The sequence below is a fragment of the Mesorhizobium opportunistum WSM2075 genome (assembly GCF_000176035.2).
Lineage (GTDB): Bacteria > Pseudomonadota > Alphaproteobacteria > Rhizobiales > Rhizobiaceae > Mesorhizobium > Mesorhizobium opportunistum.
In genome coordinates this window covers 554,708-581,311 of the sequence record NC_015675.1, presented here as the reverse complement: position 1 = coordinate 581,311, position 26,604 = coordinate 554,708, and the positions used below count along the sequence as shown (strand labels likewise).

23 protein-coding genes and 1 tRNA gene are annotated in these 26,604 nt (G+C 63.4%); 13 read left to right on the top strand and 11 right to left on the bottom strand.

Annotation, left to right across the window (positions count from 1 at the left end):
- Positions 1 to 31: 31 nt before the first annotated feature.
- On the bottom strand, positions 32 to 1,846 hold the full coding sequence (locus MESOP_RS02645) for a hypothetical protein (protein ID WP_013891773.1): 1,815 nt from the start codon (positions 1,844 to 1,846) through the stop codon (positions 32 to 34).
- A gap of 287 nt (positions 1,847 to 2,133) precedes the next feature.
- Here MESOP_RS02645 and MESOP_RS02640 point away from each other — a divergent pair, with 287 nt between their 5' ends.
- From MESOP_RS02640 to MESOP_RS02630, 3 genes are all read left to right on the top strand, one after another.
- Positions 2,134 to 3,027: a D-alanyl-D-alanine carboxypeptidase family protein gene (locus tag MESOP_RS02640; protein WP_013891772.1), complete on the top strand. Its 894-nt coding sequence runs from the start codon at positions 2,134 to 2,136 to the stop codon at positions 3,025 to 3,027.
- A 174-nt stretch (positions 3,028 to 3,201) separates the two neighbouring features.
- Positions 3,202 to 4,128 carry a DUF1003 domain-containing protein gene (locus tag MESOP_RS02635; protein WP_013891771.1) on the top strand — a complete coding sequence of 309 codons (927 nt, stop codon included), beginning with the start codon at positions 3,202 to 3,204 and terminating at the stop codon, positions 4,126 to 4,128.
- Positions 4,129 to 4,378: 250 nt separating this feature from the next.
- A tRNA-Arg gene (locus MESOP_RS02630) sits at positions 4,379 to 4,455 on the top strand.
- Between the two features lie 293 nt (positions 4,456 to 4,748).
- Here the strand turns inward: MESOP_RS02630 and MESOP_RS02625 are convergent.
- The 3 genes from MESOP_RS02625 to MESOP_RS02615 all read right to left on the bottom strand — a co-directional run bounded on the left by MESOP_RS02625 (position 4,749) and on the right by MESOP_RS02615 (position 8,981).
- Positions 4,749 to 6,422 carry a caspase family protein gene (locus MESOP_RS02625; protein WP_013891770.1) on the bottom strand — a complete coding sequence of 558 codons (1,674 nt, stop codon included), beginning with the start codon at positions 6,420 to 6,422 and terminating at the stop codon, positions 4,749 to 4,751.
- Positions 6,423 to 6,457: 35 nt separating this feature from the next.
- A complete protein-coding gene (locus tag MESOP_RS02620) occupies positions 6,458 to 6,985 on the bottom strand; it encodes a DUF1353 domain-containing protein (RefSeq protein WP_013891769.1) in 528 nt (175 codons plus the stop codon).
- A gap of 724 nt (positions 6,986 to 7,709) precedes the next feature.
- The gene (locus tag MESOP_RS02615; RefSeq protein WP_013891768.1) at positions 7,710 to 8,981 is read right to left on the bottom strand and encodes a flavin-dependent oxidoreductase; all 1,272 of its coding nucleotides are present in this window, start codon (positions 8,979 to 8,981) and stop codon (positions 7,710 to 7,712) included.
- Positions 8,982 to 9,176: 195 nt separating this feature from the next.
- Here MESOP_RS02615 and MESOP_RS02610 point away from each other — a divergent pair, with 195 nt between their 5' ends.
- Positions 9,177 to 10,148, top strand: coding sequence for a GlxA family transcriptional regulator (locus MESOP_RS02610; protein WP_013891766.1), 972 nt, complete (start codon positions 9,177 to 9,179; stop codon positions 10,146 to 10,148).
- A 27-nt stretch (positions 10,149 to 10,175) separates the two neighbouring features.
- On the top strand, positions 10,176 to 10,706 hold the full coding sequence (locus MESOP_RS02605) for an imm11 family protein (RefSeq protein WP_013891765.1): 531 nt from the start codon (positions 10,176 to 10,178) through the stop codon (positions 10,704 to 10,706).
- A gap of 28 nt (positions 10,707 to 10,734) precedes the next feature.
- Here MESOP_RS02605 and MESOP_RS02600 read toward each other — a convergent pair whose 3' ends face one another.
- Positions 10,735 to 11,436 (bottom strand): haloacid dehalogenase type II, encoded by a 702-nt coding sequence (locus MESOP_RS02600; RefSeq protein ID WP_013891764.1) that lies wholly within the window; start codon positions 11,434 to 11,436, stop codon positions 10,735 to 10,737.
- 277 nt (positions 11,437 to 11,713) lie between these two features.
- Between MESOP_RS02600 and MESOP_RS02595 the strand changes: the two genes are divergently transcribed.
- Positions 11,714 to 11,944 (top strand): hypothetical protein, encoded by a 231-nt coding sequence (locus MESOP_RS02595; protein ID WP_013891763.1) that lies wholly within the window; start codon positions 11,714 to 11,716, stop codon positions 11,942 to 11,944.
- Between the two features lie 40 nt (positions 11,945 to 11,984).
- Here MESOP_RS02595 and MESOP_RS02590 read toward each other — a convergent pair whose 3' ends face one another.
- Positions 11,985 to 13,118: a LacI family DNA-binding transcriptional regulator gene (locus MESOP_RS02590; protein ID WP_013891762.1), complete on the bottom strand. Its 1,134-nt coding sequence runs from the start codon at positions 13,116 to 13,118 to the stop codon at positions 11,985 to 11,987.
- A 606-nt stretch (positions 13,119 to 13,724) separates the two neighbouring features.
- Here MESOP_RS02590 and MESOP_RS02585 point away from each other — a divergent pair.
- The 6 genes from MESOP_RS02585 (at position 13,725) to MESOP_RS02560 (ending at position 19,721) form a co-directional block, all read left to right on the top strand.
- The gene (locus tag MESOP_RS02585) at positions 13,725 to 14,687 is read left to right on the top strand and encodes a sugar-binding protein (RefSeq protein WP_013891761.1); all 963 of its coding nucleotides are present in this window, start codon (positions 13,725 to 13,727) and stop codon (positions 14,685 to 14,687) included.
- 114 nt (positions 14,688 to 14,801) lie between these two features.
- Positions 14,802 to 16,340: a sugar ABC transporter ATP-binding protein gene (locus MESOP_RS02580; RefSeq protein WP_013891760.1), complete on the top strand. Its 1,539-nt coding sequence runs from the start codon at positions 14,802 to 14,804 to the stop codon at positions 16,338 to 16,340.
- Positions 16,341 to 16,394: 54 nt separating this feature from the next.
- Positions 16,395 to 17,390: an ABC transporter permease gene (locus tag MESOP_RS02575; RefSeq protein ID WP_013891759.1), complete on the top strand. Its 996-nt coding sequence runs from the start codon at positions 16,395 to 16,397 to the stop codon at positions 17,388 to 17,390.
- An 84-nt stretch (positions 17,391 to 17,474) separates the two neighbouring features.
- Positions 17,475 to 18,254: an SDR family NAD(P)-dependent oxidoreductase gene (locus tag MESOP_RS02570; protein ID WP_013891758.1), complete on the top strand. Its 780-nt coding sequence runs from the start codon at positions 17,475 to 17,477 to the stop codon at positions 18,252 to 18,254.
- Between the two features lie 8 nt (positions 18,255 to 18,262).
- On the top strand, positions 18,263 to 18,838 hold the full coding sequence (locus MESOP_RS02565) for an SDR family oxidoreductase (RefSeq protein WP_013891757.1): 576 nt from the start codon (positions 18,263 to 18,265) through the stop codon (positions 18,836 to 18,838).
- Positions 18,822 to 19,721, top strand: coding sequence for an aldose 1-epimerase (locus tag MESOP_RS02560; protein ID WP_013891756.1), 900 nt, complete (start codon positions 18,822 to 18,824; stop codon positions 19,719 to 19,721). Before MESOP_RS02565 ends, MESOP_RS02560 begins: the two co-directional genes overlap by 17 nt.
- Here the strand turns inward: MESOP_RS02560 and MESOP_RS02555 are convergent.
- From MESOP_RS02555 to MESOP_RS02540, 4 genes are all read right to left on the bottom strand, one after another.
- The gene (locus MESOP_RS02555) at positions 19,718 to 20,479 is read right to left on the bottom strand and encodes an SDR family NAD(P)-dependent oxidoreductase (RefSeq protein WP_013891755.1); all 762 of its coding nucleotides are present in this window, start codon (positions 20,477 to 20,479) and stop codon (positions 19,718 to 19,720) included. The genes MESOP_RS02560 and MESOP_RS02555 overlap by 4 nt on opposite strands.
- Positions 20,476 to 22,038 (bottom strand): sugar ABC transporter ATP-binding protein, encoded by a 1,563-nt coding sequence (locus MESOP_RS02550; protein WP_013891754.1) that lies wholly within the window; start codon positions 22,036 to 22,038, stop codon positions 20,476 to 20,478. Before MESOP_RS02550 ends, MESOP_RS02555 begins: the two co-directional genes overlap by 4 nt.
- 53 nt (positions 22,039 to 22,091) lie before the next feature.
- Entirely contained in the window at positions 22,092 to 23,066 is a 975-nt protein-coding gene (locus tag MESOP_RS02545; RefSeq protein WP_013891753.1) for a sugar ABC transporter substrate-binding protein, read from the bottom strand.
- 65 nt (positions 23,067 to 23,131) lie between these two features.
- A complete protein-coding gene (locus MESOP_RS02540) occupies positions 23,132 to 24,142 on the bottom strand; it encodes an ABC transporter permease (protein ID WP_013891752.1) in 1,011 nt (336 codons plus the stop codon).
- 247 nt (positions 24,143 to 24,389) lie between these two features.
- Between MESOP_RS02540 and MESOP_RS02535 the strand changes: the two genes are divergently transcribed.
- Positions 24,390 to 25,421, top strand: coding sequence for a LacI family DNA-binding transcriptional regulator (locus MESOP_RS02535; protein ID WP_013891751.1), 1,032 nt, complete (start codon positions 24,390 to 24,392; stop codon positions 25,419 to 25,421).
- Here MESOP_RS02535 and MESOP_RS02530 read toward each other — a convergent pair whose 3' ends face one another.
- Complete coding sequence (locus MESOP_RS02530; RefSeq protein ID WP_013891750.1) at positions 25,422 to 26,591, bottom strand: mandelate racemase/muconate lactonizing enzyme family protein; 1,170 nt, start codon at positions 26,589 to 26,591, stop codon at positions 25,422 to 25,424.
- Between the last annotated feature and the right edge of the window lie 13 nt (positions 26,592 to 26,604).

The following is a 26,604-nucleotide window of genomic DNA, read 5'->3' as shown; positions in this document are numbered from 1 at the left end:
ACAGGGAACACAAGGGGCAGGGTAAGCAGACCTACTGCCGCTTGTATTCCCGCACCGGTGATTTTGTGCTGTCGGTGTAGGTGACCTGCACCGACATCGATTTCACGCTGTCGGCGACCTTGAAATAGGGCTGGTAGTCGTAGGGGATGGCATAAGGATCTTTCTTGTCGCAGGGCGGCATCTTGATCTGCTTGTCGAGTGCCGCGCCGTTCAGGCTGTAGCGGACTTCCTTGATGGCGCAGCGGTAGGACAGCATCTGCGTGAAATAGACCAGCCCATGATTGCCGCCGGCATCGAAGGCGATCCATGACGTCCAGAATTGGTCGAGGATCTGCTTGTCGCCTTGCTGAAGCGCCGCATCGGGATCGAAGCGGATGTCGAACGGACCGGTCTCTCGGCCCCGGATGTCGAGATATTTTATCGCGATGGTGGTCGCGGCCGTGCTGTCCGGCAACTCGAAGCTCGGATTGGGCATCGGCTTGCCGGTGCGCTGGTCGTTGAGTGCCAGCACGCCAGTATCGGTAAAGGCGCCGCTGTCGCCGATACGCCAGGAAATCGCGGTCGCCGGCTCCGGCAGCGAGATGGTCATCGACCAGCCCTGGTTGGAGCGCATCGGCGTCAGCGACGGCGCGAAGCGGGCGGGGTCGAGCACGTCGCCAAGCGCTGTCAGCCGGCTGCGGCTGCGGTCCAGCCAGTCGGCCAGCTGGGTCTGGTCGACGAAATATTTGAGCAGCCCGCCATCCTTCTCGTAAGCGACGAATTTCGTCAGCGCCTGGGCTTCGCCGCGCTTGTCGGCCAGCGTCTGGCTACCGAGGCGGTCTTCCGAAAACTCCTGCGCCAGGAGGTAATAGGCGGGCGCGTAGCCGGGATTGGCGGCGATGAACGCATTGAGCTTGTCGACCCGCTGGGCGTCGTCGAACTGCAGCAGGTGGACGAGCTTGATCGACGGCGACTTGGCCTTCTCCGCAATCTGGCCGAACACTTCGCGCGCGCCGGCCTTGCCGTCCTGCACCCGAAGCAGCGTGGCGAAGCGCGTATAGGGGTCGATGGCGTCGACATCGAAGCCGGCAAAGGCAAGGTAGGCGCGCCGCGCGTTGAGCATGTCGCCCGACAGTTCGTAGACGCGGGCATTGTGGTAGAACTCGTCCGGCCGTTTTGGCTCGGCGATCGCCCCGCCCTGGGCCGCCAATTGGGCAAACCCCTTGGCGATGGTGTCGATCGAGACGGCGATCTGTTCGGTCGTCGCCTGCAATTTCTCCGCCTGGGCCTGCTGCTGTTGCTGGCCGGCGGCAAGCGTGTCGGTGGTCTGCTTGACCGCCTCGACGGTCTTTTGCGTCTCGGCGCCCTGCTGCGTTTGCTGCTGCTGGGCGGACGCGATCTGATCGGCCTTCTGCGCCACCGTGTCGGTCGATTTCTTGACCTCTTCGACGGTCTTCTGCGTTTGCGTGACCGTCTGCTCGATCTTCGCCACCTTTTCGGAGACGATGCCGATCGACTGCTGCAGTCTCGCGACCGCCGGCACAAGGCTGGCGATGATGCCGTTCTGCGAGCTGGTCTCCTTCTGCACGGCATAGACGCCGCCCGCGACCGCCGCCGCACTGGTGGCGAACACCAGCGCCGGCAGCGCCTTGGCCGCCAGCACGAGCCGCAGGACGATGGCAATGGCGATGATGACCGCCGCGATCGATGCGACCAGCGCGATATAGGCGGCGAACGGCGCCAGCGGATTGAGGATGTCGGAAACCGCGCCGCCGATAAATGCGATGCTGCCGGCCCATTTGCCGGTGCGGCTGAGAGATGCCCTGATAAGCGAGGGCGCTGCGCCCCCGGCCCCGATATTCGTCATGCCACCCCCAAGCCGCCAGATGCCGCGCCCCTTCCCACAGGAAACGCGATTCTGGCACAGAAAGATAGGAACGGGGCTATTTCGGGGCGGCCTTCGCAACCTCTTCCTCTCCCCACTCCGCAGGGCGATCGCATATCACCGACCCCTCGGTTAGGGAGAGGAACCCAGGTCTCCGATGGCCACCATATTCCTGGGGCTAACCATCATTAACCAAATGGACGCACCAATCGCGTTACGTTAGCTTCGCCGCATCTCGAGCAACGGCCTACCAAGAACAGACCTGCCCCTTGTCCCACCTGCATCCCCTTTCGTTCGTCCACAAAGTTCTCGCGGCATTTGCCTTGCTGGTGCTGCTGGCCGGCTGCTCGACCACGACGCCGCCGGATTCGGTTCTGGCCGTGCCCGCGCCGCCGCAGAAATATGCCGCCATTGTCGTCGACGCACAGACCGGAAAGCAGCTGTTCGAGGTCAACTCGACCGCGCAGCGCTACCCGGCCTCGCTGACCAAGATGATGACGCTCTATCTGCTGTTCGAGGCGATGGACTCCGGCCGCGTCACCAAGGAAACGCAGATCCCGGTCTCCGACCACGCCGCCTCGCAACCGCCGACCAAGATGCGCTTCCGGCGTGGCGAAACGATCGACGTCGATTCCGCCATCCGCGCCATCGTCGTCAAGTCGGCCAATGACGTGGCGGTGGCGGTCGGCGAATATCTCGGCGGCTCGGAGGATCAGTTCGCCGCCATGATGACCTCCAAGGCGCGCCAGCTCGGCATGACCAGCACCACCTTCCGCAACGCATCCGGCTTGCCCGACGACAGCCAGATGACGACGGCGCGCGACATGGCGCTGCTCGGCATGGCGCTGCATTCCCGCTTTCCCCAGCATTTCCACTATTTCTCCGAGAGCGACTTCATGTTCCGCGGCCGGCTGGTGCGCGGCCACAACGACATGCTCGGCCGCGTGCGTGGCGTCGACGGCATCAAGACCGGCTACATCAGGGCCTCCGGCTTCAACATCGTCACCTCCTACAATGCCGACGGCCGCCGCCTGATCGTGGTGGTGATGGGCGCCGACTCGGCCCGCCAGCGCAACGACCATGTCGAGGCGCTGATCCAGCGCAGCCTGTCGCCCATGGTGGCCGACACCAAGACCCGGCTGATGTTCGCCGAACAGCAGTGAGGGCACGGAGCCCGTCGCCGCTAGGAGCCGCGAAACACCCACAGCCGGCTATCGTTTCACGAATGTCACACAATCGTGCGGAAGCCGTGGCATAGGCTGCGGAATCCGGCGGTGGCCATGCCCCGTCGCCTCGGCGTATCCTAGACCACCAGCGCCACAGCAGGAGCCAGCACCATGAGCACCGTTCCCAAGGCATCCGAGCAGAAGGCGGCGGACAATGAGAACGACAGCGGCGGCGAATATTTCGAAGCGCCGACCATCGAAGAGGACCTGCACGGGGTTTCCGACGAGCATTTCGACACGCCCGAGGTTCCGGACTCCGAACCTTCAGGTACTGGCGCGTCGCGGTTCAAGCCGAAGAAAAAACCGTCGGCGATCTCGGGCCGCAAATTCCGCAAGCGCGACCTGGTGCGCATCGACACGCTGCGCCCGAGCCTCGCCGACCGCATCCACGCGGATCATCCGGACCTGCCCAAGGGCGCCCGCATCAGCCGCGAGGAGCTCGGCCGCTACCGCATGCGCTACATGGAGGAGCTGCTGCAGCAGGAGCACGGCGAATTCTCCGAGCTCGACCGCCAGGTGGTGGAATCGATCGCCCGGCAGGACACGATTTCCGAAAACTCGGAAGAAGAATTCGAGGAGCACCGCTCCTTCGCCGACCGTGTCTCCGACAACATGGCGGCCTTCGGCGGCAGCTGGTGGTTCCTGATCTCGTTTGGCAGCGTGCTTTTGATCTGGATCGGCATCAACCTGATCGCCGGCATGAGCAGCGCCTTCGACCCCTATCCCTTCATCCTGCTCAACCTCCTGCTCTCCTGCATCGCCGCCATCCAAGCGCCGATCATCATGATGAGCCAGAGACGGACGGAGGCCAAGGACCGCCTGCGCTCCTTCAACGACTACCGCGTCAACCTCAAAGCCGAGCTCGAAGTGCGCCATCTGCACGAAAAGCTGGACTACCTCATCTCGCGCCAATGGACGCGCCTGGCGGAGATGCAGCAGATGCAGCTGGATGCCATGCATGAGCTGACCGGTGCGAAGAAGGCGAAGCGGGCGGTGCGCGGGGTAAGGCGGACAGTGAAGGGGGAGGGTGAGGCGTGATCCGCGAAGCGGACGAAAAGCCAATTGCTTGGCTTTTCGAACGACGAACGGTGAAGACCCGGTCCGCCTTCGGGCGGATCAAAAGGTCCAGTGGACCTTTTGAAGGGGTTGAACGCCCGAAGGGCAGGGAGCCTGCGAAGGGCAGGCCGTGTAGCCAATCGCCGATTGCCCGTTGAAGCCCGCCCCGGCTTCCGCTAAGAAGCCGTGACTTGCCGGTTCACCGGATGTTTCGTTTTCCGGTTCCCGGGAAGCACCCGTAGCTCAGCTGGATAGAGCGCTGCCCTCCGAAGGCAGAGGTCACAGGTTCGAATCCTGTCGGGTGCGCCAATATTTGCCTGCACGGCCCGGAGACATGAGTTACGGTTTATACCGGAGGGTAACGCTTTGTAGCGCGAGGATCTTGTAATCAGTCCTGCGCGATATCGAACCCTCGGCCCAGCGCCACCATCTTCCATCGCCAGCAGCCGGGCGACGAACTTCAGCCGCTCCTCCATGACGCTACACTCCTTCCAAGGCACCTTGCTCTCCCTGCAAAGGGCCGAAAGTGTAACCCATCTATCCAGACTGAGATGTCACCCATCTCTCGGGGGCAAGTGAAGAAATCAGTTGGTTAACTTTAGTCACTCAAGCACTGGCTTGCGCGACCATTTCTCCGTCAAAACGATAGCGGAGCCGATGACAACACCGAGGACAACACCAACAGGAAGGCCATATACGGCGCCGCCGCTGGCTAGCCCAAGCAGGTTGTTCGCGTTGATTTCGAGATAGAGTTTAACTGCATCAACCACGCCAAACATATATAATGGTCCGAAAACAATGCAGGCAGCGACCCCGCCCAAGGCGAGCGCCGCGACTGCCGCGCCTGCGCTAGTTCGCACGCGGCGCGCGCTCAGCCGCTCAAAGTCAAAATTCACGATCGAAAAAATGATGATCGAAGCTCCGAGGATCGATCCGGGAAGCAAAAGGCCTGGCGTCATTTCCGGCCGATCGTGAATCTTGCCAAAATACATCGTTATCAGTGGTGCGGCGATCACCCCAGCCAGTGCTCCGCCGCAAGTGGCGCCGATTACCATACGGCGCGGCGAGCGGTCATCTGTCACATAGAAACCACTCCAACCTATCGAGGCACGTGCGAAAAAAAGGCCAAGCGCACCGAGCAGGCAAGCCGTCAATGCCGTAGCAATGGTAATTTCGAGCAACAACGCTCCAAACGGTTCCGTAGGCCAATCCCAGCCTCGATAATAGAGCAGGCTTAGGAGTAGCGATGCGGCGGATGAGCCGAGATAGCCGCCGAGCAAACCCTTCTGGGCAGCGGTCCTGAGATGCTCCACGATGGTATGAGGCGCATTGGAATCGCCTTCAAAACGTCCTCGCAACCGCGAATAGACTGTCTGTGCACCGAAGAGCAAGATGCCCAAGGATATCATAGGAAGAGCGGACGCGATCATCAGCCATGGCCATGTGCGGTTCGGCCAGGCCAGAATGAGCGAGTAAGGGATGAGTGAAAGAAATAGACCGACGAGAGCCATTAGGTTGCCTGTGAAAAGGAGGAGGCTGCCCGGATTGAAATAGAAAGGTGCCATCAGCGACGACTGGTCCCACGTGCGCTGGTTCCCGTCGGTGTGATTGAGGACATCCTGACGAATTCGACTCGTCAGGTTGGAGATCGGAAGGTCAACCGCATCGAGATACCTGACGAAACTCGCCGAGAACGGACTAAGGAGGTCGCCGGGCGATCCATCATAGGCTACCTGCCCTGGCGCGGCTGCGAAAGCGATGAACGTGTTGGTTGCGGCTTGCATCGAAGCAAGCCCGGTCGCCGGTATGGGCTGGTTGTCGATGAGTATTTCTTTGCCGACCTTGATGCCCTTGCCGCCAACAAAAACACGAGCATCTGTGTTGTTGCGGCAAGCATCTAGCAATACGATGCGTACGGCTGTTTTGCTCGTCATTTTCTCAACGATCGATTGCACGCTGACGAGTTGTGCGATTTTCTGTTCTGCGAATTGATCGAAATCAATTGGTACCATGTAGTTCTGATCGTCGATCTGAAGGCCATGGCCAGAATAATAAAGCAGAGAAACGGTCGTGGTAGGCTCATTTACCAGTGCTACGAACTTTTCGATCTGGGCCAGTGTCGTTTCAAAACTCAGATTAATACCAAGCGTCACTTGGAAGCCGAGCTCGCCAAGCGTACGACCGACCTCGGTCGCATCATTCGGTGGGCAAGCAAGCTTAAGATTGGGCGCATATGCGCCGTTGCCAATCACCAGTGCCTGGCTCATCGCGATCATCGGCATCCTCCAAAACGAACTGGACGCATAGAGCACTATTCAGGAGTGAAAACGTTCGGCTGCTGCTTCCATTGGTTCCATGTCGTCGCGACATCAGAGGGATATTTGCAGAGAACCCTGCGTTCACCGGCGTCGCGCATAGTTGCGTTAGCGTCCCAAGCTCTTCCGCCGCCCAACCGCACTGCTTGATAGATGATGAAAGCCGTGGCCGAGGACACTTTCATATCTGCCATAGCTGCCTTAAGGACTCCGTCGGCCTCTTCTCGCTTGCATGGCTGGAACCAATACAAATAATCGTGGACGATCGCCGGATAAGAATAGCGCGCCGCAGGAGGTAATCCGCTCCAGAATTCCGGCGGAATGCTGGCAAGATCTGTAACAAAGCCGGCGGGAACGCTGACCGCGACCGGTTCCATCGCGATGCCTTTATCTGCGCGCCATTCAAGTGACTTGGTCGTGTAATAATAGTCCCAATCAGCGAAGGGCACTATAGGCACCGGGGGCGATATAATATCACGAGTCGGCGTAAGCGCAATTTTCATGAACGACTTCTTGTCGGCCACTGACTTATCTCCCTATGCCGCTACCCGCCGTCCTCCAAAAAGGACTAGGCCGAATGCTCTCCACCAAATTCATCAAGAATCGACACCGAGACGCACGATTTATTGCCTCCACGCTGTGTCAGGAGAGCAATTGCGCGAGGTGGATACCTGATGGCATGGACTGTATGCTTAAATAACGAGAATACATTGTAGAAAAATATTTTGCCAGCGCAATTCGATCGAGGTATCGTGGCATCAGATATAGATCCTATCCTTGCCAAATGGGGGGATTGGCAAGCTGGTTTGCCGGTGTCTATGTGGGCCAAACCTCAGAATGCCGTGTCATCCTTTCTGGCCGGCTTTCTGGCGGGTGGTTTGGGACAGCGCCGGCCCATCGGCCGGTCGCCATATGGGTCGATGTCGTTAGCGCTGGGAAGAGGCAGACAAGGAAACATCCGGCAGCAGGTCGGCTACTTCAGCGCGTTGCGGCAGTCGATCGCGGTTTGTCGCTCTCGCAGAAATCGTGGCGATCGGTGCCATATCGCCTGATCCGTTGCGCGTCGCGCTCTAAACCCACCAAGCACGTTCATCGGAAAGGGTGAAGCGGCCTTTTCGCCAACTTCCGCCTTGCCGAGCGCCCCTTTTGTAGGATTGAGTCCAACTTGAATGGACACCGGCTTCGCCTCTTAGCGGCTGTCATGAGAAGCTGCAAAAAAGCCGAGAGCGCAAAGGTCGAACATTGGCGTCATGGCCTTAACCTACCTTTCGCCTGCTTGACTGTCCCTTGCGGATTGTCCGCGGCAAATCCGGCCAGGCTTGCATAGCCACGCACGACCCGCTGGCGTTCCTCGTAGGATGCGACGGTCTCGATGTCGTCGAAGCCGTCGGGCGCTCGGCTTTCCACGAGGTCGATCACGCCTTCCGGCCCGCCCTTGCGGTTGGAGTGGACGATTTGCGCCGTGTTGGGACGGCGTTCCGCGTCGTATGCCGCGAGCGCGGCCTCCACCGATCCCTGGGTCCGCAGATGTTCCGCCAGGGAGCTCGCATCGAGGATGGCCTGGCTCGCTCCGTTCGAGCCCACGGGATACATGGGGTGGGCGGCGTCGCCCAACAGCGCGACGCGTCCGAACGACCAGCGCGGCAGCGGTTCGCGGTCGCAGTTGGGATATTCATGAAACGCGCCGGTGGCGCGGATGATCTCGGCCGGATCGACGTAATCCAGGTGGAAGCGGTCGCGCACGAACGGCAAGACCTCGTCGAGCTTGCCGGGCCGGCTCCAGTCGCCAAGGGTGAGCGTTCGGCTGGTTGCTTGGCGGCTTCTGGCCCTCACGGCCCAGTTGGTCAGACGCATGCCTGGATTGTCGGGATCCTTTCCGATCGGATAGAAGACGAACTTGGCATGGTTGCCGCCAGCGATCGCAATGGTGCGGCCGTCCCGCCATGTCGGCCACCACGTGGCGCCGCGCCAGAGCATGACGCCGTTCCAGATCGGCGGCCCCTCGTCGGGATAGAGGTTTGCGCGCACGGTGGAGTGAATCCCGTCGGCACCGACCAGCAGATCGCCGCTCGCCTGCAAGGACTTCCCGGCTTCCGAGAGGTAAACCGTGGCCCGGCGCCCCTCCTGTTCGAAGCCGGTCACGGCGCAATTCGTGCGGATGGCGCCCGGCCCCAACCGGTCGATCACAGCCCGATGAATCAAGCCCAGCAGCGTGCCGCGATGGATGCTGAATTGCGGCACGGCATGGCCTGCCTCGATGCCGCGCAGCTCCCGCCAGACGATCTGGCCGAACCGGTTCGCATAGATCAGTTCGCGCGTGCGGATTGCGGCCGCGTCGAGTGCCGCCATCAGCCCGAGTTCGGCCAGCAGGCCGACAGCGTGCGGCAGCATGTTGATGCCGACGCCGAGTTCGCGCACCGCCTCGGCGCGCTCGAAGATCTCCACCTCGATGCCGGCCCGGTGCAGGAAGAGCGCGGTCGTTAGCCCACCGATGCCGGCGCCGGCGATCAGCGCCTTCATCGTCCCGCTCCGTATTGCGGGTATTCGAGCTGCGTCCTCAGCCAAAGGCCGAGGCCTGCCGCCGGCAGGGCGATGAGGGCTAATCCAGCCCAGATGAGATTGCGCATGGGCATCCCCGATCGAGCGTAGCTCCCCTCGTCACGGTATCGAGCGCACCCTCTGGCGGGAATGACATAAACATGGCATTTTCTGCCAATGCATCATGTCACCTTCGCCGTCTATCCCGGCTTCGAGCTCCTCGACACGTCGGGGCCGATCTCGGTGTTCACCAGCGCCAATCGATCTCTGGGGTTGCGTGAGAAACCACCGTTTTATGCTATCGACCTCGTCTCGGCCGCGGGCGGGTCGGTGGCGAGCAGCAGCGGCATCGCCGTCGAGACGCGAAGCCTGGAAGAACGCGCCCGCAAGGCGGTCGATACGCTCCTTGTCGCCGGCGCGGAGCGCGAGCACCTGCTGCCGGTCCTTGCGCATTCCGCCTGGGCAGCATCGCTCCGGAAGCTGGCGGGCAAGGCGCAACGGCTTGGCTCCGTCTGTTCAGGCGCGATCATCCTCGCAAGGCTCGGACTGCTCGACGGGCATCGTGTCGCCACACACTGGGATGCCTGCGCGCCGCTTGGCGCCGCCTTTCCATCCATCACCGTCGATCCGGATTCGCTCTACGTGGTCGATGGGCGGCTGTGGACCTCAGCCGGGGTTACCACCGGCATCGACATGGCGCTCGCCATGGTCGCGCACGATCTGTCCGCCGAGATTGCCGGCGAGGTCGCCAAACGGCTCGTGCTTTATGCGCGACGCCCCGGCTACCAGTCCCAGTTCAGCCCGTTGCTTCAGGCGCAAGTGAAGGCCGATAGTCCTTTCGCCGAGCTGATCGCCTGGATACTGGCGAACCTCGGCGCATCGCTGGAAGTTCCTGTGCTGGCCGATCGCGCCGGCCTCAGCGAGCGGACGTTTCATCGCAAGTTCGTCGCGGCCACCGGCGAAACGCCGGCCCGGTTTGTCGAGACAGCGCGCCTCGATGCCGCCCGCATGCTGCTGTGCCGCGGGCTTTCGCTGAAGTCGGTCGCGGCCGAGATCGGCTTGTCCCCGGCGACGCGCTTCTCCGAAGCCTTCGAGCGCCGCTTCGGCGTCTCGCCGCGCCTGTTTCGCAAAATGCATGCTGAATTCTGACGATGATCGCCGGGGAGAAAACGCGCGATGCCACTGACCGTACACAAGTTCCAAGTCGTCGAAGATCAGGAATGGATATTCCCGGCTGATGACGACGATTATGAGACCTTTTTCGCGCTGGACGGACGCGTCATTCAGGATTGGATCGCCCCTGTCATGAAACTGGATACGGCAGGTCGGACCTACTCCGATTTCCCGTGGCTGGGCGAACACGCGCCGATCTTGAAGAAGCCCGCCGTCGAAGCACTGGCGCCGGTTCTTGTCGAGCACGGGCAGCTTCTGCCCATAAAGGGGGAAGCGGTCTGGCTTTTCAACGCCACGACAGTCCTCGACGCCCTCGATCATGAGCGGTCGCGCATCGCCTATTTCGACAATGGAGACATCCTCGACATCGAGCGTCATGTCTTCAGGACAGAGAGAATTGGCGCCGCAGAGCTCTTCAGACTGCCGATGCGGGCCTCGGCCGTCTACGTCACCGGCAGTTTCGTTGAGAAGGTCCGGAACGCCGGTCTTCGCGGTGTCGAGTTCGCCCATGTGTGGACGTCTGCGGAGAAATGAGCAGGCCGCCGATTTCCCGAACCACCCGCTAAACCCACCCAGCCTTCTCGAAAAACCCCGGCACGTCATCCAGCCCATGCGCAATCGCGTCCGGCTCATAGTCCGCCGGCGGCCGTCGCCCGGTGCCGCGATCGACCCACACGGCGCGAAAGCCGAGGTCGCGTGCGGCGGTCAGGTCGAGATGCGGGCTGGCGCAGATGTGCACCAGGTCTTCCCTGGTCACGCCAAGGGCCCGCCAGGCATGTTCGAAAATCTGCCGCGACGGCTTGTAGGCTTGCGCCTGCTGCGCCGTGATGACCCGGTCTATTGCGCCGCCCAACTGCGCGACATTGCCGGCGATGATCGCATCGTCGGTGTTCGAGATGATCGCCAGCTTGAAGCCGGCTTGCTTCAGCCGGCGCAACGTCGCGACAACTTCCGGGAAAGGCGGCATCCGCCCGATCGAAGACGTCAGCAATTCAGCGTCGCCGGCATCCGCATCCAGCGAAAAATCGCGCATCGCCAGCTGCAAGGCTTTTGCCGTGACGTCGGCGAAGGAGAGATGCGGCTTGGTATGCTCCAGCTGGTGTTCATGCCGGTCGTAGACGGGAATGAATTCTTCCGCCCCGATCTTGCGGCCCTTGCGCGACAGGATCGTCTCCATCGCCGCCATCAGCCCTTCATCCCACTGGATCAGCGTTCCGTAGCAGTCGAAGGTAAGCCAGGTCGGGCGGGGACCGTTGAGTGCCATGTCAGGGACCTTTCCGAAAACCGGCTGGGCAATCATCCCGGCTGGTCAATCATATTTGAGTAGCCTGTCGAGGAATGAAATATTCCAAACCCGCCTTTTATCCAGTCCATGGCGCTCGGTGCCTGTTCGCCAACAAGTTGCCGTCAGCCGGCATTCACCGCCTCACACGCTCCCGCTCCACAGGCGGCCACTCCAGCTTGAAGGCGAGCCGGGAACATTATCTCCCACGGATGCGTTCATAACCCTGCAAGGGACGGATTCTTTCCGGAGGCTGGATATGCACAGCTTCGAAATGATCGATCTGCTTTGCGTGGTCGAGGCGTGCAAGCGCGATCCCGCGGTTGGGAATTTCGTCTCGATGGCCGAAGGGGTGGAAGAGTTGCGGGTGTTGACCGGCGATTTCGTGTCATCGGACCACGCGGTGGCAAATGCGCTTTCGAAGGTGGCGCTTGCGCGGGGGTGCTCGGTTCTGTTCGACGAACAGGCGGGCGCTGAAATCCCCTTCTGAGGCCTGAACGGCCAAATCCTTGCGGGGAGAAGCCAGCCGTCTAGCCGCCCTTCACCGCCCTCACGCTGTCCCGTTCCACCAGCGGACACTCCAGCTTGGTGATCGGGTAGCGTCCCCGTCCAGGCGCCGGCGGTGCCTCCAGCTGTTCGATCGCCCACTGGCCCATCGCCATGTGCGGCAGGATCGAGGTGGTCAGCGGCGGGAACAGGTGGCGGGCGATTTCCTCGTCGTCGTAGCCGACCACGGAGATGTCCTGCGGAATGTGCAGGCCGGCCTCCTTCAGCGCTTCGTAGCAGCCGATCGCGGTACGGTCGTTCTGGCAGAAGATGGCGGTCGGGCGGTCTTTTAGCGCGAGCAACTTGACGGTCGCGGCATAGCCGGCACTGGCCGACCAGTCGCCCTCGACCACCAGTTCGGGATCGAACGGGATGTCGGCGGTGGCGAGCGCGCGGCGGTAGCCTTTCAGCCGGTCCTGCGCGGCCTGCATCCAGGGTTCGCCGGTGATGGTGGCGATGCGGCGGTGCCCGTGGCTTATCAGGTGGCGGGTGGAACTCTGGCCGCCGGCGATCTCGGAGGGCACCACAGCCGGGAAAGCATAGTCCGCCGTGTAGCAGTTGAGCAGGATCACCGGGATGTCGAGGCCATAGAGATAGTCTGGCGCGGTGATCTCGCGGGTGAAGATGGTCATGTAGATCAGTGCCGAAATGCCCCGCCTGGTCAGCGCCTGGATGGCGCGCGGCTCCATCACGGCGTCGCCCATGGTCTGCGCCACCAGAAGCACGTTGCCGGCGTTCCACGAGGCCTGGCGGGCGCCCTCGATGGCGACCACCGCTTCCGGGCTGGTCGCCAACTGGTCGACGGCAAAGCCGATCACCCCGTCAAGTCCATCGAAGACCGGTCCTTCGAAGACTCGCCCCTCGAAGGCGGCAATCGGCGTCTTCAGCGCCGAGAAGGCGGGCGCGCTGTAGCCGAGCGCGCGGGCGGCCTCGATCACCCGTTCGCGCGTTTGCTGCGACAGTTTTATCCCCGGCGAATTGTTGAGCACGAAGGAAACCGTCGCTTGCGAACAGCCGGCGGCCCTGGCGATGTCGGTCATGGTGACCCGGCCCTTTGGCTTCGCCGCCGCCTTGCGGCGCCGCGCCGTTTCGATAGGGCCGTCCGTCGTCTCGCTCATTGCATTCGTGTCCCCAGATCCCCGGCCTGTCCTAGCGGCGGCCTTGCCGTCCGGCAAGACGGCGCGGCGTCGCCGGCTTATAGGAATCGTCGCTGCGTTTATATCTATTAGTAGACTGTCCGTCCATCGCCATGTGACGATGTGCATCCCGGAACGGCAGGAACAGAAAGGCGTAAGCGCCCGCGCGCCAACACAGCGGTTTGTCGGCAAAGCAGCCGCGATGTCGCAACGATGGGCGCCCCAGCAAGGTCAAACTAATACTGTTTACTAATACAAAAATGCGCTGTAACGTCGATCTGCGCGTCCAGGTCCGGTTGGATCCGGAGCGGCGGGAGGTGCATGTGAACGGCCCGATGGCGAGCGGATAGTGCCCCCCGCGAAGCTTTGTCTCGGACATGTGATATGTCAGACAAATCGGACTATTTACGAATGAGGGATGAGTCTCTAAAGTCCGTGCTCGTGGCTGGAACGACGTCATTCTTTCAGTGCCGGGTACCCTTGAGGAGGAGGGGCGTCCAAGCCGCAAGCGGCATATTCAGGTGAGCAAGCAATTCTAGTGACTAAGACCGGTCAGCCGAATGGCTGCACCAAAACGGGAGGTTGAACATGAAATCCTTGATACGCAATGCATCCGTGGCCACCGCAGCGCTGCTGCTTGGCCTCACGGCGACAGCCATCGCGCGCGCCGATGACAAGCCGACGCTGGCCTTCGTCGTCAACGGCGCTTCCGATTTCTGGAAGGCGGCCGAAGCCGGCGTCAAGAAGGCGCAGGGCGAACTGCCCGACTACACGCTCGAGCTCAAATATCCGGAACAGTCCTCGGTCGCCATCCAGCAGCGGCTGATGGACGATCTGGTGACGGCCGGCGTCAAGGGCATCATGGTCTCGGCCGTCGATCCCAAGACCTCGACCGACGGCCTGAACAAGATCGCCTCGGAGACGGCGCTGTTCACCACCGACAGTGACGCCCCGCAGACCAAGCGCGTCGCCTATATCGGTTCGTCCAACGTCGATGCCGGCAAGCAGGCTGCCGAGATCGCCAAGAAGGCGATGCCCAATGGCGGCAAGTGCTTGGGCTTCGTCGGCCTGCTCGGCGCCGACAATGCCAAGGAGCGTATCCAGGGCATGAAGGATGGTCTGGCCGGCACCAAGATCGAGCTCGTCGACGTGCGCGGCGACGACATCGATCAGGCGCGCGCCAAGAAGAATGTCGAGGACGCGCTGGTCGCCAGCCCCGACGTCACCTGCATGGTCGGCTTCTATTCCTACAACACGCCGCGCATCTATGAAGCGCTGCGCGACGCCGGCAAGCTCGGCTCGATCACCGTCGTCGGTTTCGATGACGATCCGATCACGCTGGGCGGCGTCAAGGAAGGCACCATCGCCGCCACCGTCGTGCAGCAGCCCTTCGAATGGGCCTATCAGGGCATGAAGCTGATGGCCGCCTATCTCAAGGGCGACAAGTCGGGCATCCCGGAGGGCAATTTGATCATCATCCCGACCAAGATCATCGGCAAGGATGACGTCGACGCATACGCCGCCAATCTGAAGGCGATGTCTGGAAACTAAGCCCAAAGGCAGTTCAGCCGGCTCAAGTCGCTTGAGCCGGCTGTTCGCATTGACGAACCCTTCGAGGACCGTCAGTCTGCCGGGAGGCCGGCCCGCCAACTGCTGTCAGGCATGATGAATTATTCCGACACATCCATCGCCGCGAGCACCCCGTTTCTCAGCCTCGAGAACGTGCGCAAGACCTATCCGGGCGTCGTCGCGCTCGATGGTTTTTCCATGGAGGTGAGGCCGGGCGAGGTCATCGGCCTCGTCGGCGAGAACGGCGCCGGCAAATCCACCTTGATGAAGATCCTCGGCGGCGTCACCACGCCGGACACCGGTACCATCACCGTCGACGGCACCGCCCACAACAGCCTGACCGTCGAAGGCAGCCTGGGTTCGGGCATCGCCTTCGTCCACCAGGAACTCAATTTGTTCGACAATCTCGATGTCGCCGCCAACATCTTCTTCGGCCGCGAGCCGCTGCGCGCCGGGCCGCTCAGGCTCGTCGACCGCGCCCGGCTGCGCGCCATGGTGGCGCCGCTGCTCAAGCGCGTTGGCGCCAATTTCTCCGCAGACATGCAGGTTGCCGACCTGTCGCTCGCCCAGCAGCAGATGGTCGAGATCGCCAAGGCGCTGTCGATCAAGGCGCGGCTGGTCATCCTCGACGAGCCGACATCGAGCCTGCCGATCGCCGAGACCGACAAATTGCTCGACGTCATCAAGGCGCTGAAGGCCGACGGCATCAGCGTCATCTTCATTTCGCACCGCCTGCACGAGATCGAGCGCGTCGCCGACCGTGTCGTCGTGCTGCGCGACGGCATGCTGGCCGGCACGCTTCAGAAACGCGACATCAACCACGACCAGATGGTCAAGCTGATGATCGGCCGCATGCTGAAGGAACGCGAGAAGGCCTCCGAAGCAGCCCGGGCGCCCGGCGCCGTCGCCCTTGCGGCCAAGGCGGTGCGCACCCCCACCTATCCCGGCCGGCCTGTCGACCTCGACGTCAGGCGCGGCGAAATCCTCGGCCTTGCCGGTCTTGTCGGCTCCGGCCGCACCGAACTGGCGCGGGTGTTCTTCGGCATCGAAGGCAGCCTTGGCGGCACGCTCGAACTCGACGGCAAACCGCTTGTGCTGGGCTCGGCCGCCGACGCCGTCGCGCACGGCATTTTCCTGGTCCCGGAAGACCGCAAGCTGACCGGCATCCTGCTCGACCTGTCGATCGCGCAGAACATTTCGCTGCCCAATCTGCCGGCGCATGCGAAGCGTTCCCTGGTCTCGGCAAGTGCGGAAACCGCCACCGCCGAGAAGCAGAAGAAAGATCTCGGCATCAAGGCGCCTTCGGTGCAGACGCGCACCGGCACGCTGTCGGGCGGCAACCAGCAGAAGGTGGTGCTCGGCAAATGGCTGGCCATGAACCCCAAGGTGATGATCCTCGACGAGCCGACGCGCGGCATCGACATCGGCGCCAAGGCCGAGATCTACGGGCTGATGCGGGCGCTCGCCGATGCCGGCGTCGCCGTGCTGATGATCTCCAGCGACATGGAGGAGGTGATCGGCGTGTCCGACCGTATCGCCGTCATGCATGAGGGCCAGATATCCGGCATTCTCGACAAGGACCAGTTCAGCCAGGAAAACGTACTGCTGCTGGCGGTGGGCAAGCAGCCGAAATAGTTTTTGCCGCGGCGTCGCCAGTAGAGCGCGCGGGCAGGCATTGGGGAGAAGACGATGAGCAAGAAAGATCTCGGCCTGCTGATCCTGATCCTGGTGGTCGGGGCGATCGTGGCCATCATCAACCCGCGCTTCCTCTTGCCGATCAATCTTGCCAACACCTCGAACCTGATCGGCCTGTTCGGCATCCTGTCGATCGGCCAGGCCTTCGTCATCATCACCGGCGGCATCGAACTGTCGGTCGGCTCGGTGGTCGCGCTGCTCGGCACGCTGTTCATCGACTTAATCGCCGTGCGCGATCTGGACTGGCCGCTGGCCTTCGTGCTGATCATCGCGCTCGGCGCCATCATCGGCCTCGTGCATGGCTGGCTGATCACGCGGCTCAAGCTGCAGCCTTTCGTGGTGACCTTGTGCGGCCTTCTGATCTATCGCGGCGTCGCCCGCTTCTACACCGCCGACGGCACCGCCGGTTTTGCCTTCGGCCAGAATTTCCCGGAACTGGAATTCCTCACCGCCGGCCGCTCCTGGGGCGTGCCGAACTCCTTCATCGCGCTGATCGTCATCGCCATCGTCATGTGGGTGGTGCTGCACCGCTCAGTGTTCGGCCGCTATCTCTACGCCATCGGCAAGAACGAGGAGGCGGCGAAATATTCGGGCATCCGCACCGGCCGCATCGTCATGGCGGCCTATGTCATCTGCGGCGTGCTGACGGCCTTGTCGGCGATCTATTTCGCCATGTACACGCGCTCGATCTCGCCCGCCAGCCACGGCCAGTTCTACGAGCTCTACGCCATCGCGGCGGCAGTGCTGGGCGGCTTTTCGCTGCGCGGCGGCGAAGGCTCGCTGATCGGCGTCGTTCTCGGCACCGTGCTGCTGCAGGAGCTGCAGAACCTCGTCAACCTGCTCGGCATTCCGTCCTCCCTCAACTTCGCGGTGATGGGCGGCGTCATCCTCATCGGCGTGCTGGTCGACCAGCAATGGGGCGTGTTCAGGGCACGGCGGCTGATGGTCGAGGCCGCCCGCAAGAACGTCGCCGGCGCGCCGGCGGAATAAGCACGCGGAGCGATACCGCTGCTTGCCCGGCCCTTGAAGATATTATAATAGCATAACCCAATGTGACTTGAGGACGGACGGGGCATGCGCTGCGATTTGCGAGGCAAGGTAGCGCTGGTGACGGGGGCGGCAGGGGCGATCGGCAGCTCCATCGCCAGGCGCCTGTCCGACAATGGCGCCGCGGTCGTCGTCGCCGACATCGATGGCGAGGGCGCAAGCCAGGTCGCGGCCGGTTTGAGCAATGCGATGGCCTGCACCACCGACATCCGTGACATCGCCTCGGTCGACGGCGCGGTCGCCGCGATCTTGGAGCGGCACGGCCGTCTCGACATCCTCGTCAACAATGCCGGTGTCAACACGCTGGCGCATCGCGTCACATTGGATGAATTTCCATCGCAGGAATGGGATCGCATCACCGGCATCGACCTCGACGGCCTCTACATCATGAGCCGGGCGGCATTGGCGCCCATGCTTGCCACCGGCAGGGGCGGGCGCATCGTCAACATCGCCTCGGTCGTCGGCCTCGCCGCCATGCGGCTGCAGAGCCCGTTCGTCGCCGCCAAGGCAGCCATCATCCATTTGACGCGCTCGATGGCGATCGAGTTGGGCGCCAAGGGCATCCTGACCAACGCCGTTGCCCCGGGCTCTGTGATGACGGCGCTGACGGCAAAACTGTTCTACGGCGACGACGGCAAGTTCGCCGGCCGCACGCAGGAATTCCTCGCCCATGTGCCGCTCGGCCGGCCCGCCGAGCCGCGGGAGATCGCCGAGGCGGTGCTGTTCCTGGCCTCGCCGGCCGCCAGTTACGTCAACGGCCAGGTGCTGGCCGTCGATGGCGGCTGGACGGCGGGATACATGATGTGAGCGGCGCCATGGACATCGAACTCGCGGGCGCCACTGTCGCACTGGACGGTGAAACCAACCCCATCGTCGATGCGGTGCTCGCCGCGTTGCGCGCCTGTGGCGGCACCATCGTCGAAGCAACGCAACCCGCCGACATCCTGCTGATCTCCAATCCGCTGCGTCCGGGAACGACGGCGCAGGATCCGCGCTTCCTGCATGCCGATGCGCGCAAGGCGGCGGTGGCCATGGCCGAGCGCGGCGGCCGCATCGTCTTCCTGGTCTCCGCGGTCGCCGGCATGCCGATGCGCCGCCATCCGCGTTTTTCCATGGAAAATGCCTCTATCCTGGCAGGCATGCGCACTCTGGCCATGGAGTTCGGGCCGAAGGTGCTGGTCAACGCCGTCGGTTTCGGCGCCATCGAGGACGCCACCATCATCTCCGGCGACAAGGCGATGCTCAGCCACACCCCGGTCGGCCGCGCCGGCAGCATCGAGGAAGCGGTTGCGGCCGTGCTGTTCTTCTGCGATCCAATGAACACCTATACGACGGGCCAGATGCTGGGTGTCGATGGTGGATGGATGGCAGGCTATGGGCGCAATTTCTGAACCGCTGACGCTGAAAGCCGGGGCGCTCGAGGTCGGGCTCGTGCCGCATATCGGCGGCTCCGTGAGTGCGCTGCGCTGGCGCGGCATCGATCTCATGCGTCGGCTATCGAATGCGGATCTTGATGCCGGCAACGTGCTTGGCGTCGCCATGTTTCCGATGACGCCCTACGCCAACCGCATCGCCGGAAATACCTTCGAATTCGGGGGAAAACGCTGGCAGGTCCTTCCCAACAATCCGCCCGAAAAATTCAACGTCCATGGCAGCGGCTGGCAACATGCCTGGACGGTCACCGAGGCGGGGACCGCCGACGCCACCCTGTCGCTGGACATCGCCGCTGGAGCCGACCCCTATTCCTACCGCGCGACGCAGGCATTCTCGGTTTCCGAGGAAGGCCTCGGCGTGACCATGACAATGACCAACACCGGACCGGTTCCCCTGCCGTTCGGCTTTGGTCTGCATCCCTGGTTCGATCGCGATCCGGACGTAACATTGCAATTCGAGGGCAAGCGCTTCTACCTTGAAGAGCCGGACGGCATTTCAGGCGACCCGGTCACGCTGCCGCCCGAACTCGACTTCGCCGAGGCGCGGCCTTTGCCGGGCGGCTGGCGCAACAACGACTATGGCGGCTGGGGCGGCGAGGCGACGATCCGCTTTCCCGGCAGAGGCGCAGGCCTGTGCATCAAGGCCGACCCGGTCTTCAAGCATTTGATGCTCTATGCCGATCCGGCCAAACCCTATTTCTGCGTCGAGCCGCAAACCAACGCTTCGGGTGCGTTCAACCGGGGTCGGTGGGACGATCCCGATGAGGGCGTGATCGTGCTGGCTCCGGGCGAAAGTGCCGCCGGCACGGTTAGATTCGCACCCTTTGCACTTGAGCCCTAAAGCAGCCGTGCCAGCAGGCCGCCATCCACTTGCATGGCGCTGCCGGTGACGAAGGAAGCGGCGTCGGAGATCAGGAAGCCGATCGCCGTGGCAATCTCTGATGGATTGGCAATGCGGGCGATCCGGTTGGGCTCGAACGAAAGGCCCAGCGCTTCCGCGCCGCCGGCCGCCTCCAGCCCGTCCAGCGTCATCCTCGTGGCGACGGAACCGACCAGCACGGCGTTGACGCGGATGCGGTCGACGGCATAGTCGAGCGCCATCTGCCGCGACAGGCCGACCACCGCCGTCTTCGTTGCGGCATAGGCGGGCACGCCGGGAACCGTGGCGTCGGCATGCACCGAGGCGATGTTGACGATCGAGCCGCCGCCGGCCGCGCGCAGCAGCGGCAAGGTTGCCCGGCAAACGCGGAAGATGGCCGTCAGGTTGACGGCGATCGTCCTGTCCCAGTCCTCGTCGGAAAGTTCTTCGAGCCGCTTGCCGGTGGGGTAGATGCCGGCGCAATTGACGACCGCGTCGAGCCCGCCAAACCGCTCTTTCGCCGCCGCAACGGCCGCCTGGACATCGTCCTCGCGGGTGAGGTCGCTCTCGCGGAAGCTCAATTGGCTTTCAGCGTGACGGGCGGCAAGCGCCTTTCCCTCCTCGCCGTCCAGCCCGGCGCCGAACACCTTGGCGCCTTCCGCGACCAGATACTCCGCCGTCGCCCGGCCGATCCCGGTCGCCGCACCGGTGACGAAAACGCGTTTGCCGGCAAACATCATGGTGAGCCCCGTGCGGCCATGGCGTGGCGTTCCGCTTGCGCTGCCGTCACCGCGCGCAGCACGCGGTCCTCGCCGCCTTCACCGCGGCTGAATTCGTCGACGATGCTGCCGTCGGCGACGACCAAGCAGCGGTCGCAAAGGCCGATCAGCTCTTCGAGTTCCGACGCAACGATGATGAGGGCGACTCCCTTCTCGGCCAGCTCGACCACGAGCTTGTAGATTTCGTGCCGGGTTGCGGCGTCGACGCCCTTGGTCGGCTCGTCGAGCAGCAGCACTTTCGGCGCCCGCATCAGCACGCGGGCAAACAGCAGCTTCTGCTGGTTGCCGCCCGACAGATGGGTGACAGCGGCCTGGGGCGATGACGCCTTGACGTTGAGCGCGCGCATGGCCGCGAGGATCGAACCGCGCTCGAGCCCGCCGCGCAACATGCCGTGCCGCGACAGGGGCGCAAGGTTGCCGATGGTGATGTTGGCGCCGACCGGCAGGTTGAACAGCAGGCCGTCACGCTTGCGGTCTTCGGTCAGCAGCGCGATGCCAGCCGCGCGGGCGTCGCTTGGCGACCTGATCGATACGGCTTGTCCGGCGACGCGGATTTCGCCCTCGGCGGGCACGCGGCCGTAGATGCCATGCAGGATCTCGCTGCGGCCGGAACCAAGCAGCCCCGCCAGCCCGACGATCTCGCCGGCGGCCACCGAGAGGGCGATATCCCTCGCGCCGTGAACGGCGCCGCTGTGACCGGCGACAGTAAGACTGCGAACCTCAAGCGCGGTCGGCGCGCCCATGGGCGCCGCGTGCTCTGGAAACAGCCGCTGCAACCGCTGGCCCGACATCGAGAAGATGAAGGTCTCGGCATCAAAGTCTTCCCTTGCGATCCGCACCGCCACTTGCCCGTCGCGCAGCACGGTGGCGCGGTCGCAGATGGCGAGCACCTCGGGCAAGCGATGGGTGATGTAGATCATCGCCACGCCTTGCGCTTTCAGGGGGCGCAGCACGCTGAACAGGGCATCGACTTCCGTGCCCGACAGCGAGGCGGTCGGCTCGTCCAGCATCAGCACGCGCGGCTTCAGTACGATGGCGCGTGCAATCATCACCAGATGGCGCTGCGCCGAAGTCAGAGACGCGACATAGGCCGTGGGATTGATGGCGATGCCGAGGTCGGCAAAGATTTCGCCCGCCCGCTTTTCCAGCTTGCGCTGGTGGACCAGCACGCCGTCGCCGAGGCCGGTGCGGCCGGCAAAGACGTTCTCTGCGACCGAGAGCTGTTCGAGCACCTCGATCTCCTGCGGCACGTAGCCGACGCCGTTCGACCGCGCATCGGCGGGCGAGGCAAAATTGACCGCCTGGCCGTCGAGCTTGATAATGCCTGAGTAGGAGCCGGCCGGATGCACGCCATTGAGGATTTTGACCAGCGTCGACTTGCCGGCGCCGTTCTGGCCGAGCAAGGCATGAATCTCGCCCGGGACGACATCGAAATCGACGCCGCGCAACGCCTGCACGCCGCCAAAATTCTTGGCGATGGCGGTGGCTGAAAACAGCGGTTCTTGGCTGGCGTCGGACAATGACGATCCCCCTGGAAGGTGCCGGGCCCGCAGGGCAGGCCCGGCGGCAGGCGTTACTGGCCGGCGCTGTCCAGCATCTTGTAATAGGGTTCGAGGTCGCCTGATGTGATCACCTTCGCCGGCAACGGATTGCTGTAGGGCACGGTCTTGCCCTGGGCGAGGTCGCCGAGCAGTTCGGCGACCTTGGCGCTTTCTTCGTAGAGCGGCTGCGCGACAATGCCGTAGGCGGCGCCCGACTTCACCAGATCGAGGTTCTGCCTGATGTAATCCATGCCGATGATGACGACGTCGCGCCCGGCCTTGCGGGCGGCGCCCGACCAGGTCTGGATGCTGTTGCCGGTGGTGCCGAAGGCGGCGGTCACGTCAGGATTGCCTTGCAGGATCGCAACGGCCTTGGCCTCCGCCGCCGAGGGCTCGAAACCCTCCATCTGGGTGTCCAGGACCTTGATGCCGGGATACTTCGCCGCGATGGTCTTGCGGAAGGCATCCGACATGGCGTTCTCGGTGTCGTTGGAAGCGCCCTGCGTCAGCGCCACGGTGCCCTTGCCGCCAAGCTTGTCGCCGATGGCGATCGCGGCATTGGTTCCGGCCTCGGCGATGTTCTCGCCGGTTGCCGCCTTCAGGCCGTTGACGGTGCCTTCCGGCGGCAGGACGTGCCAGGTGACGATCGGGAAGCCTTCCTTGGCAAGTTTGGAGATGTAGGAATAGATTGCCGGATCCGGGCCGTAGACGCCGATGGCATCGTATTTGGTGCGGGCCAGGGCGGCTTCGGCAAGCGGCAAGGTCGCTGGAATGTCCCAGTTGGTGGCGCTCGGATCACCGACCACCTCGCAGGTGTAGCCGAGTTCCTTGCACTTGTTCAGGAAGCCCGCCTGCATCAGCCGGTGTACGGGATGATCCTTCATCGCCTGCACCCAGAGCAGGTGGACGTCCGCCGCCCGGGCCAGGCCCGCTGAGCCCAGCGACGTGGCAACGGCCGCCGCCACCAATGCGGCGCCGACCAGCCCTTTTTTCAAGTCGATTTTCATGTCCTTCCTCCCTTCGTCGGCCGGCGTTTTTGCCGGCGCAATATGTCTGCTTTCTCTTGCGGCCTTCAGGCGCCGGCAATGAAATAGCGGCGGCGCACGATGTCGAGGCCGACGGCCATGACCATGATCACGCCGACCGCGATCTGCTGCCAGTTGGAGTTGACGCCGATGACGACGAGGCCGCTCTGCACCACCTTCAGCATCAGGATGCCGACGACGCCGCCGGCCACCGTGCCGGCCCCGCCGAACAGGCTGACGCCGCCAACCACGACGCCGGCGATGACGGTCAGTTCCCAGCCGCTGCCGATCGAGGTGCCGCCGCTGCCGAGGTCGGCCATGACGAACATGCCGGCGATCGCCGACAGCGCGCCGACCGTGATGAAGGCGCCGATCTTGTAGGCATTGGTGTTGATGCCGACGAGATGCGCCACTTCCTTGTTGCCGCCGGTGGCATACATGTTGCGCCCGAGCACGGTGCGCCGCAGCACGAAGTCGGCGGCGATGGCGGCGATGATGAAGAAGGCAAAGCTCCAGCCGAGCCCGAAGGCGAGATCGGTGCCGCCGATCGTGTTGATCGCTTCCGGCAGCGGGTAGACCGGATAGCCGCCGGTCACCACCTGGATCAGCCCCTGGCCGATGAACAGCATGCCGAGCGTCTGGATGAAGGCGGGGATGCCGAGCCTGACGACGATGAGGCCATTGAGAAGGCCGATCAGCGCGCCGACAGCGATGCCGCCGAGGATGCCTGTTGTCACCGGCAGGGCGGCCGCGGTCATCAGCTTGGCGGCGACCACGGCGGACAGCCCGGCCACCGAACCGACGGACAGGTCGAACTCGCCGGCGACCAGCAGAATGGTCTGGCCGATGGCGATGATGCCGACGAACGACACGACGTTGAGAATAGCGCGGATGTTGCGCTCGGACAGGAAAGCCGGTTCCAGCAGCCAGAAGAACGCGATCAGCAACGCCATCGCCGCCAGCACGCCGACCTCGCCGACGGCAATGAAGCCGATCAATCGCCGCCGGAATGATTGCGCATCCCGGGGCGGCGAGCTCACGTCAGCCGCGCTGTTCATCCTGACCTCCCTCGCGGCGCTTGTTGCCGGCTCTCTCGGCCGGCTCCACTCACCCGCGCCGTTGCCGACGCTCTCCTCTTGGCCATTAAGATTATAATATTATAACTTGTCAACGTCGAAGTTTTGGATCGCGGGGATAGCGCTGCCCGTCGCTGGAAAGCAGCCGCCGCAACCGCTATGAATGGGCCGATGCCGCGCCACCGTTGGGACATTGTCTTGCCGGGTCGCGCCCTCTTGGAGCACGGTGATGACCGATAGACCGCCGGCGGGCGAAAAGAAGCCGCAGCGCCTCGGCGTCCGCGAGATCGCCAAGCGCGTCGGCGTGGCACCGATGACGGTATCGCGCGCGCTGTCCAATCCCGACATGGTCTCGCCGGAGACGCGCGCCAAGGTCCTCGAGGCTATCGAGGAGGCCGGTTTCGTGCCCAACCGGCTGGCCTCCAGCATGCGCGGGAATGGCCGCATGATCGGCACCGTAGTGCCGCCGCTGATCAATTCGGGCATCGCCGAGCAGGTGCAAGGCATGTCCGACGAATGCCACGAGAGCGGCTATTCTATGCTCCTGGTCCAGGGCGAGTTCACGCAGGAAGCCGAGGAGAAATCGATCCGCAATCTGCTTGGCTGGCGCCCGGTCGGCATGATCCTGCAAAGCTTCGTGCAGAGCGAGGCTGCCCGCGCATTGCTGAAGACCAGCGGCGCCCCGGTGGTCGAAATATCCGAGATCAAGGGCCGCAAGCCCATCGACATGGTGGTCGGCGTCTCCAATTTCGAGACCGCCTACGCCATGACCATGCATTTGGCCGCCAAGGGCTACAAGCGCATCGGCTTCGTCTCGACGCCGATCCACGGCAATGACCGCCTGCAGCAGCGCCGCACCGGCTACCATGCGGCACTCACCGAGCTTGGTTTCAAGAACCATGCCGACATGGAGGTCGAGGTGCCGATCACCGCGCAGGGCGGTGCCGAGGCCTTGATCACATTGACCTCCCGCCACAGGGATATCGACGCCATTTTCTTTTCCAGCGACACGCTGGCGGTTGGCGCCGTGCAGGAATGCCACCGGCGACGCTGGGCGGTGCCGGGCAAGATCGCGATTGCCGGCTATGGTGACATGGATCTGGCGGCCCAGCTCTATCCGCCGCTGACCACGGTCAAGGTCAATCGCTACGAGATGGGCCGGCGCGCCGTGCGGCAATTGCTGGCAAGGCTCGGCGGCGACACCAAGGTGCCGACCATCACCAGCCTCGGCTTCGAGATCGTCGACCGCGAGAGTGCTTGATCAGGGCTTCTCTTCCCGCCGCCCAAGCCGTTTCTCCCAGCCTTCGGCATGGACGTTGAGATAGGCGTCGGGATCGTAGGGATGATCCTTGATCGCCTCGATGTTGAGATCGATGCCGAGCCCTGGCGCGTCCGGCAGCGACAGATGGCCATTGTCGGGATTGACGGTCGGGTGCCAGGTCACGAGGTCGCGCGTCCAAGGATCGTTGAAGGCATCGAAATGTTCCTGGATGAGGAAGTTCGGCACCGCCGCCGCAAGCTGCAGGCACACCGCTGTCGCCACCGGGCCGCCGCTCTGGTGCGGGGCGATATGGCTGCCATGGGCGAGCGCCAAATTGGCAACCTGCATCGACGGCCCGATGCCGCCGAGCGACATCGGCTCGGGCTGGAAGATGTTGACGCCGCCGCCGGCGGCCAGCGTGTAGAACTGCCCGACCGTGTCGTACATCTCGCCGGTCGCCACCGGGATCGGCGAGCGATGCGCCACTTCGTGCACCGTCTCCTGCCGGTCGCGCGAGGTCGGCTCCTCCCACCAGTAGATGTCGAGATCGGCGAACCTCTGCGCCGCCTGCAGCGCGGCGATCTCGGTGAAGCGCGCATGGACGTCGATCAGGATCAGCGTGTCCTTGGGCAGCCTGTCGCGCAGTGTCCGGCAGATCGCGTAGGAAAGCTCCAGTTCCTCGCGTGAGATAAAACCTTGCGCGGTGCCGAACGGGTCGAGCTTGAACGCCTTGAAGCCTTTCGCCAGCACCGCCTTCGCAGCTTCGAGAAAGGCTTCGGGCGAGCGCTCGGTCCGGTACCAGCCATTGGCGTATCCAAGCACGCTGTCACGCACCTGCCCGCCAAGCAGTTGATGGATCGGCACGCCGAGGCTCTTGCCCAGAATATCCCAGCAGGCGACTTCGATCGCCGCGATCACCGTCCGGTGGATATGGCCGCCGTCAAGCGAGACACTGTCCAGCATGCGCTTGGCCAGCACGTTGATGCGGCGCGGATCCTGGCCGATTGCGAGATGCTTTAGCTCGTGCACGCCGGCTTCCGTGGTCTTGATGAAACCGTTCAGCGTGCCTTCGCCGATCCCGTGGACGCCCTTGTCGGTATGGACTTTGACGAAGAGCCAGTTCTTCCAGCCGGCGCCGACGGCGAAGGTTTCGATCTCGGTGATCTTCATTGCGAAACTCTAG

What these genes read in the sequence shown, in the direction of transcription:
- MESOP_RS02645 (WP_013891773.1), bottom strand. Translation starts at nt 1,846, where the DNA reads ATGACGAATATCGGGGCCGGGGGCGCAGCGCCCTCGCTTATCAGGGCA.
- MESOP_RS02635 (WP_013891771.1), top strand. Translation starts at nt 3,202, where the DNA reads ATGAGCACCGTTCCCAAGGCATCCGAGCAGAAGGCGGCGGACAATGAG.
- MESOP_RS02625 (WP_013891770.1), bottom strand. Translation starts at nt 6,422, where the DNA reads ATGATCGCGATGAGCCAGGCACTGGTGATTGGCAACGGCGCATATGCG.
- MESOP_RS02615 (WP_013891768.1), bottom strand. Translation starts at nt 8,981, where the DNA reads ATGAAGGCGCTGATCGCCGGCGCCGGCATCGGTGGGCTAACGACCGCG.
- MESOP_RS02610 (WP_013891766.1), top strand. Translation starts at nt 9,177, where the DNA reads ATGCATCATGTCACCTTCGCCGTCTATCCCGGCTTCGAGCTCCTCGAC.
- MESOP_RS02605 (WP_013891765.1), top strand. Translation starts at nt 10,176, where the DNA reads ATGCCACTGACCGTACACAAGTTCCAAGTCGTCGAAGATCAGGAATGG.
- MESOP_RS02600 (WP_013891764.1), bottom strand. Translation starts at nt 11,436, where the DNA reads ATGGCACTCAACGGTCCCCGCCCGACCTGGCTTACCTTCGACTGCTAC.
- MESOP_RS02595 (WP_013891763.1), top strand. Translation starts at nt 11,714, where the DNA reads ATGCACAGCTTCGAAATGATCGATCTGCTTTGCGTGGTCGAGGCGTGC.
- MESOP_RS02590 (WP_013891762.1), bottom strand. Translation starts at nt 13,118, where the DNA reads ATGAGCGAGACGACGGACGGCCCTATCGAAACGGCGCGGCGCCGCAAG.
- MESOP_RS02585 (WP_013891761.1), top strand. Translation starts at nt 13,725, where the DNA reads ATGAAATCCTTGATACGCAATGCATCCGTGGCCACCGCAGCGCTGCTG.
- MESOP_RS02580 (WP_013891760.1), top strand. Translation starts at nt 14,802, where the DNA reads ATGAATTATTCCGACACATCCATCGCCGCGAGCACCCCGTTTCTCAGC.
- MESOP_RS02575 (WP_013891759.1), top strand. Translation starts at nt 16,395, where the DNA reads ATGAGCAAGAAAGATCTCGGCCTGCTGATCCTGATCCTGGTGGTCGGG.
- MESOP_RS02570 (WP_013891758.1), top strand. Translation starts at nt 17,475, where the DNA reads ATGCGCTGCGATTTGCGAGGCAAGGTAGCGCTGGTGACGGGGGCGGCA.
- MESOP_RS02565 (WP_013891757.1), top strand. Translation starts at nt 18,263, where the DNA reads ATGGACATCGAACTCGCGGGCGCCACTGTCGCACTGGACGGTGAAACC.
- MESOP_RS02560 (WP_013891756.1), top strand. Translation starts at nt 18,822, where the DNA reads ATGGGCGCAATTTCTGAACCGCTGACGCTGAAAGCCGGGGCGCTCGAG.
- MESOP_RS02555 (WP_013891755.1), bottom strand. Translation starts at nt 20,479, where the DNA reads ATGATGTTTGCCGGCAAACGCGTTTTCGTCACCGGTGCGGCGACCGGG.
- MESOP_RS02545 (WP_013891753.1), bottom strand. Translation starts at nt 23,066, where the DNA reads ATGAAAATCGACTTGAAAAAAGGGCTGGTCGGCGCCGCATTGGTGGCG.
- MESOP_RS02540 (WP_013891752.1), bottom strand. Translation starts at nt 24,142, where the DNA reads ATGAACAGCGCGGCTGACGTGAGCTCGCCGCCCCGGGATGCGCAATCA.
- MESOP_RS02535 (WP_013891751.1), top strand. Translation starts at nt 24,390, where the DNA reads ATGACCGATAGACCGCCGGCGGGCGAAAAGAAGCCGCAGCGCCTCGGC.
- MESOP_RS02530 (WP_013891750.1), bottom strand. Translation starts at nt 26,591, where the DNA reads ATGAAGATCACCGAGATCGAAACCTTCGCCGTCGGCGCCGGCTGGAAG.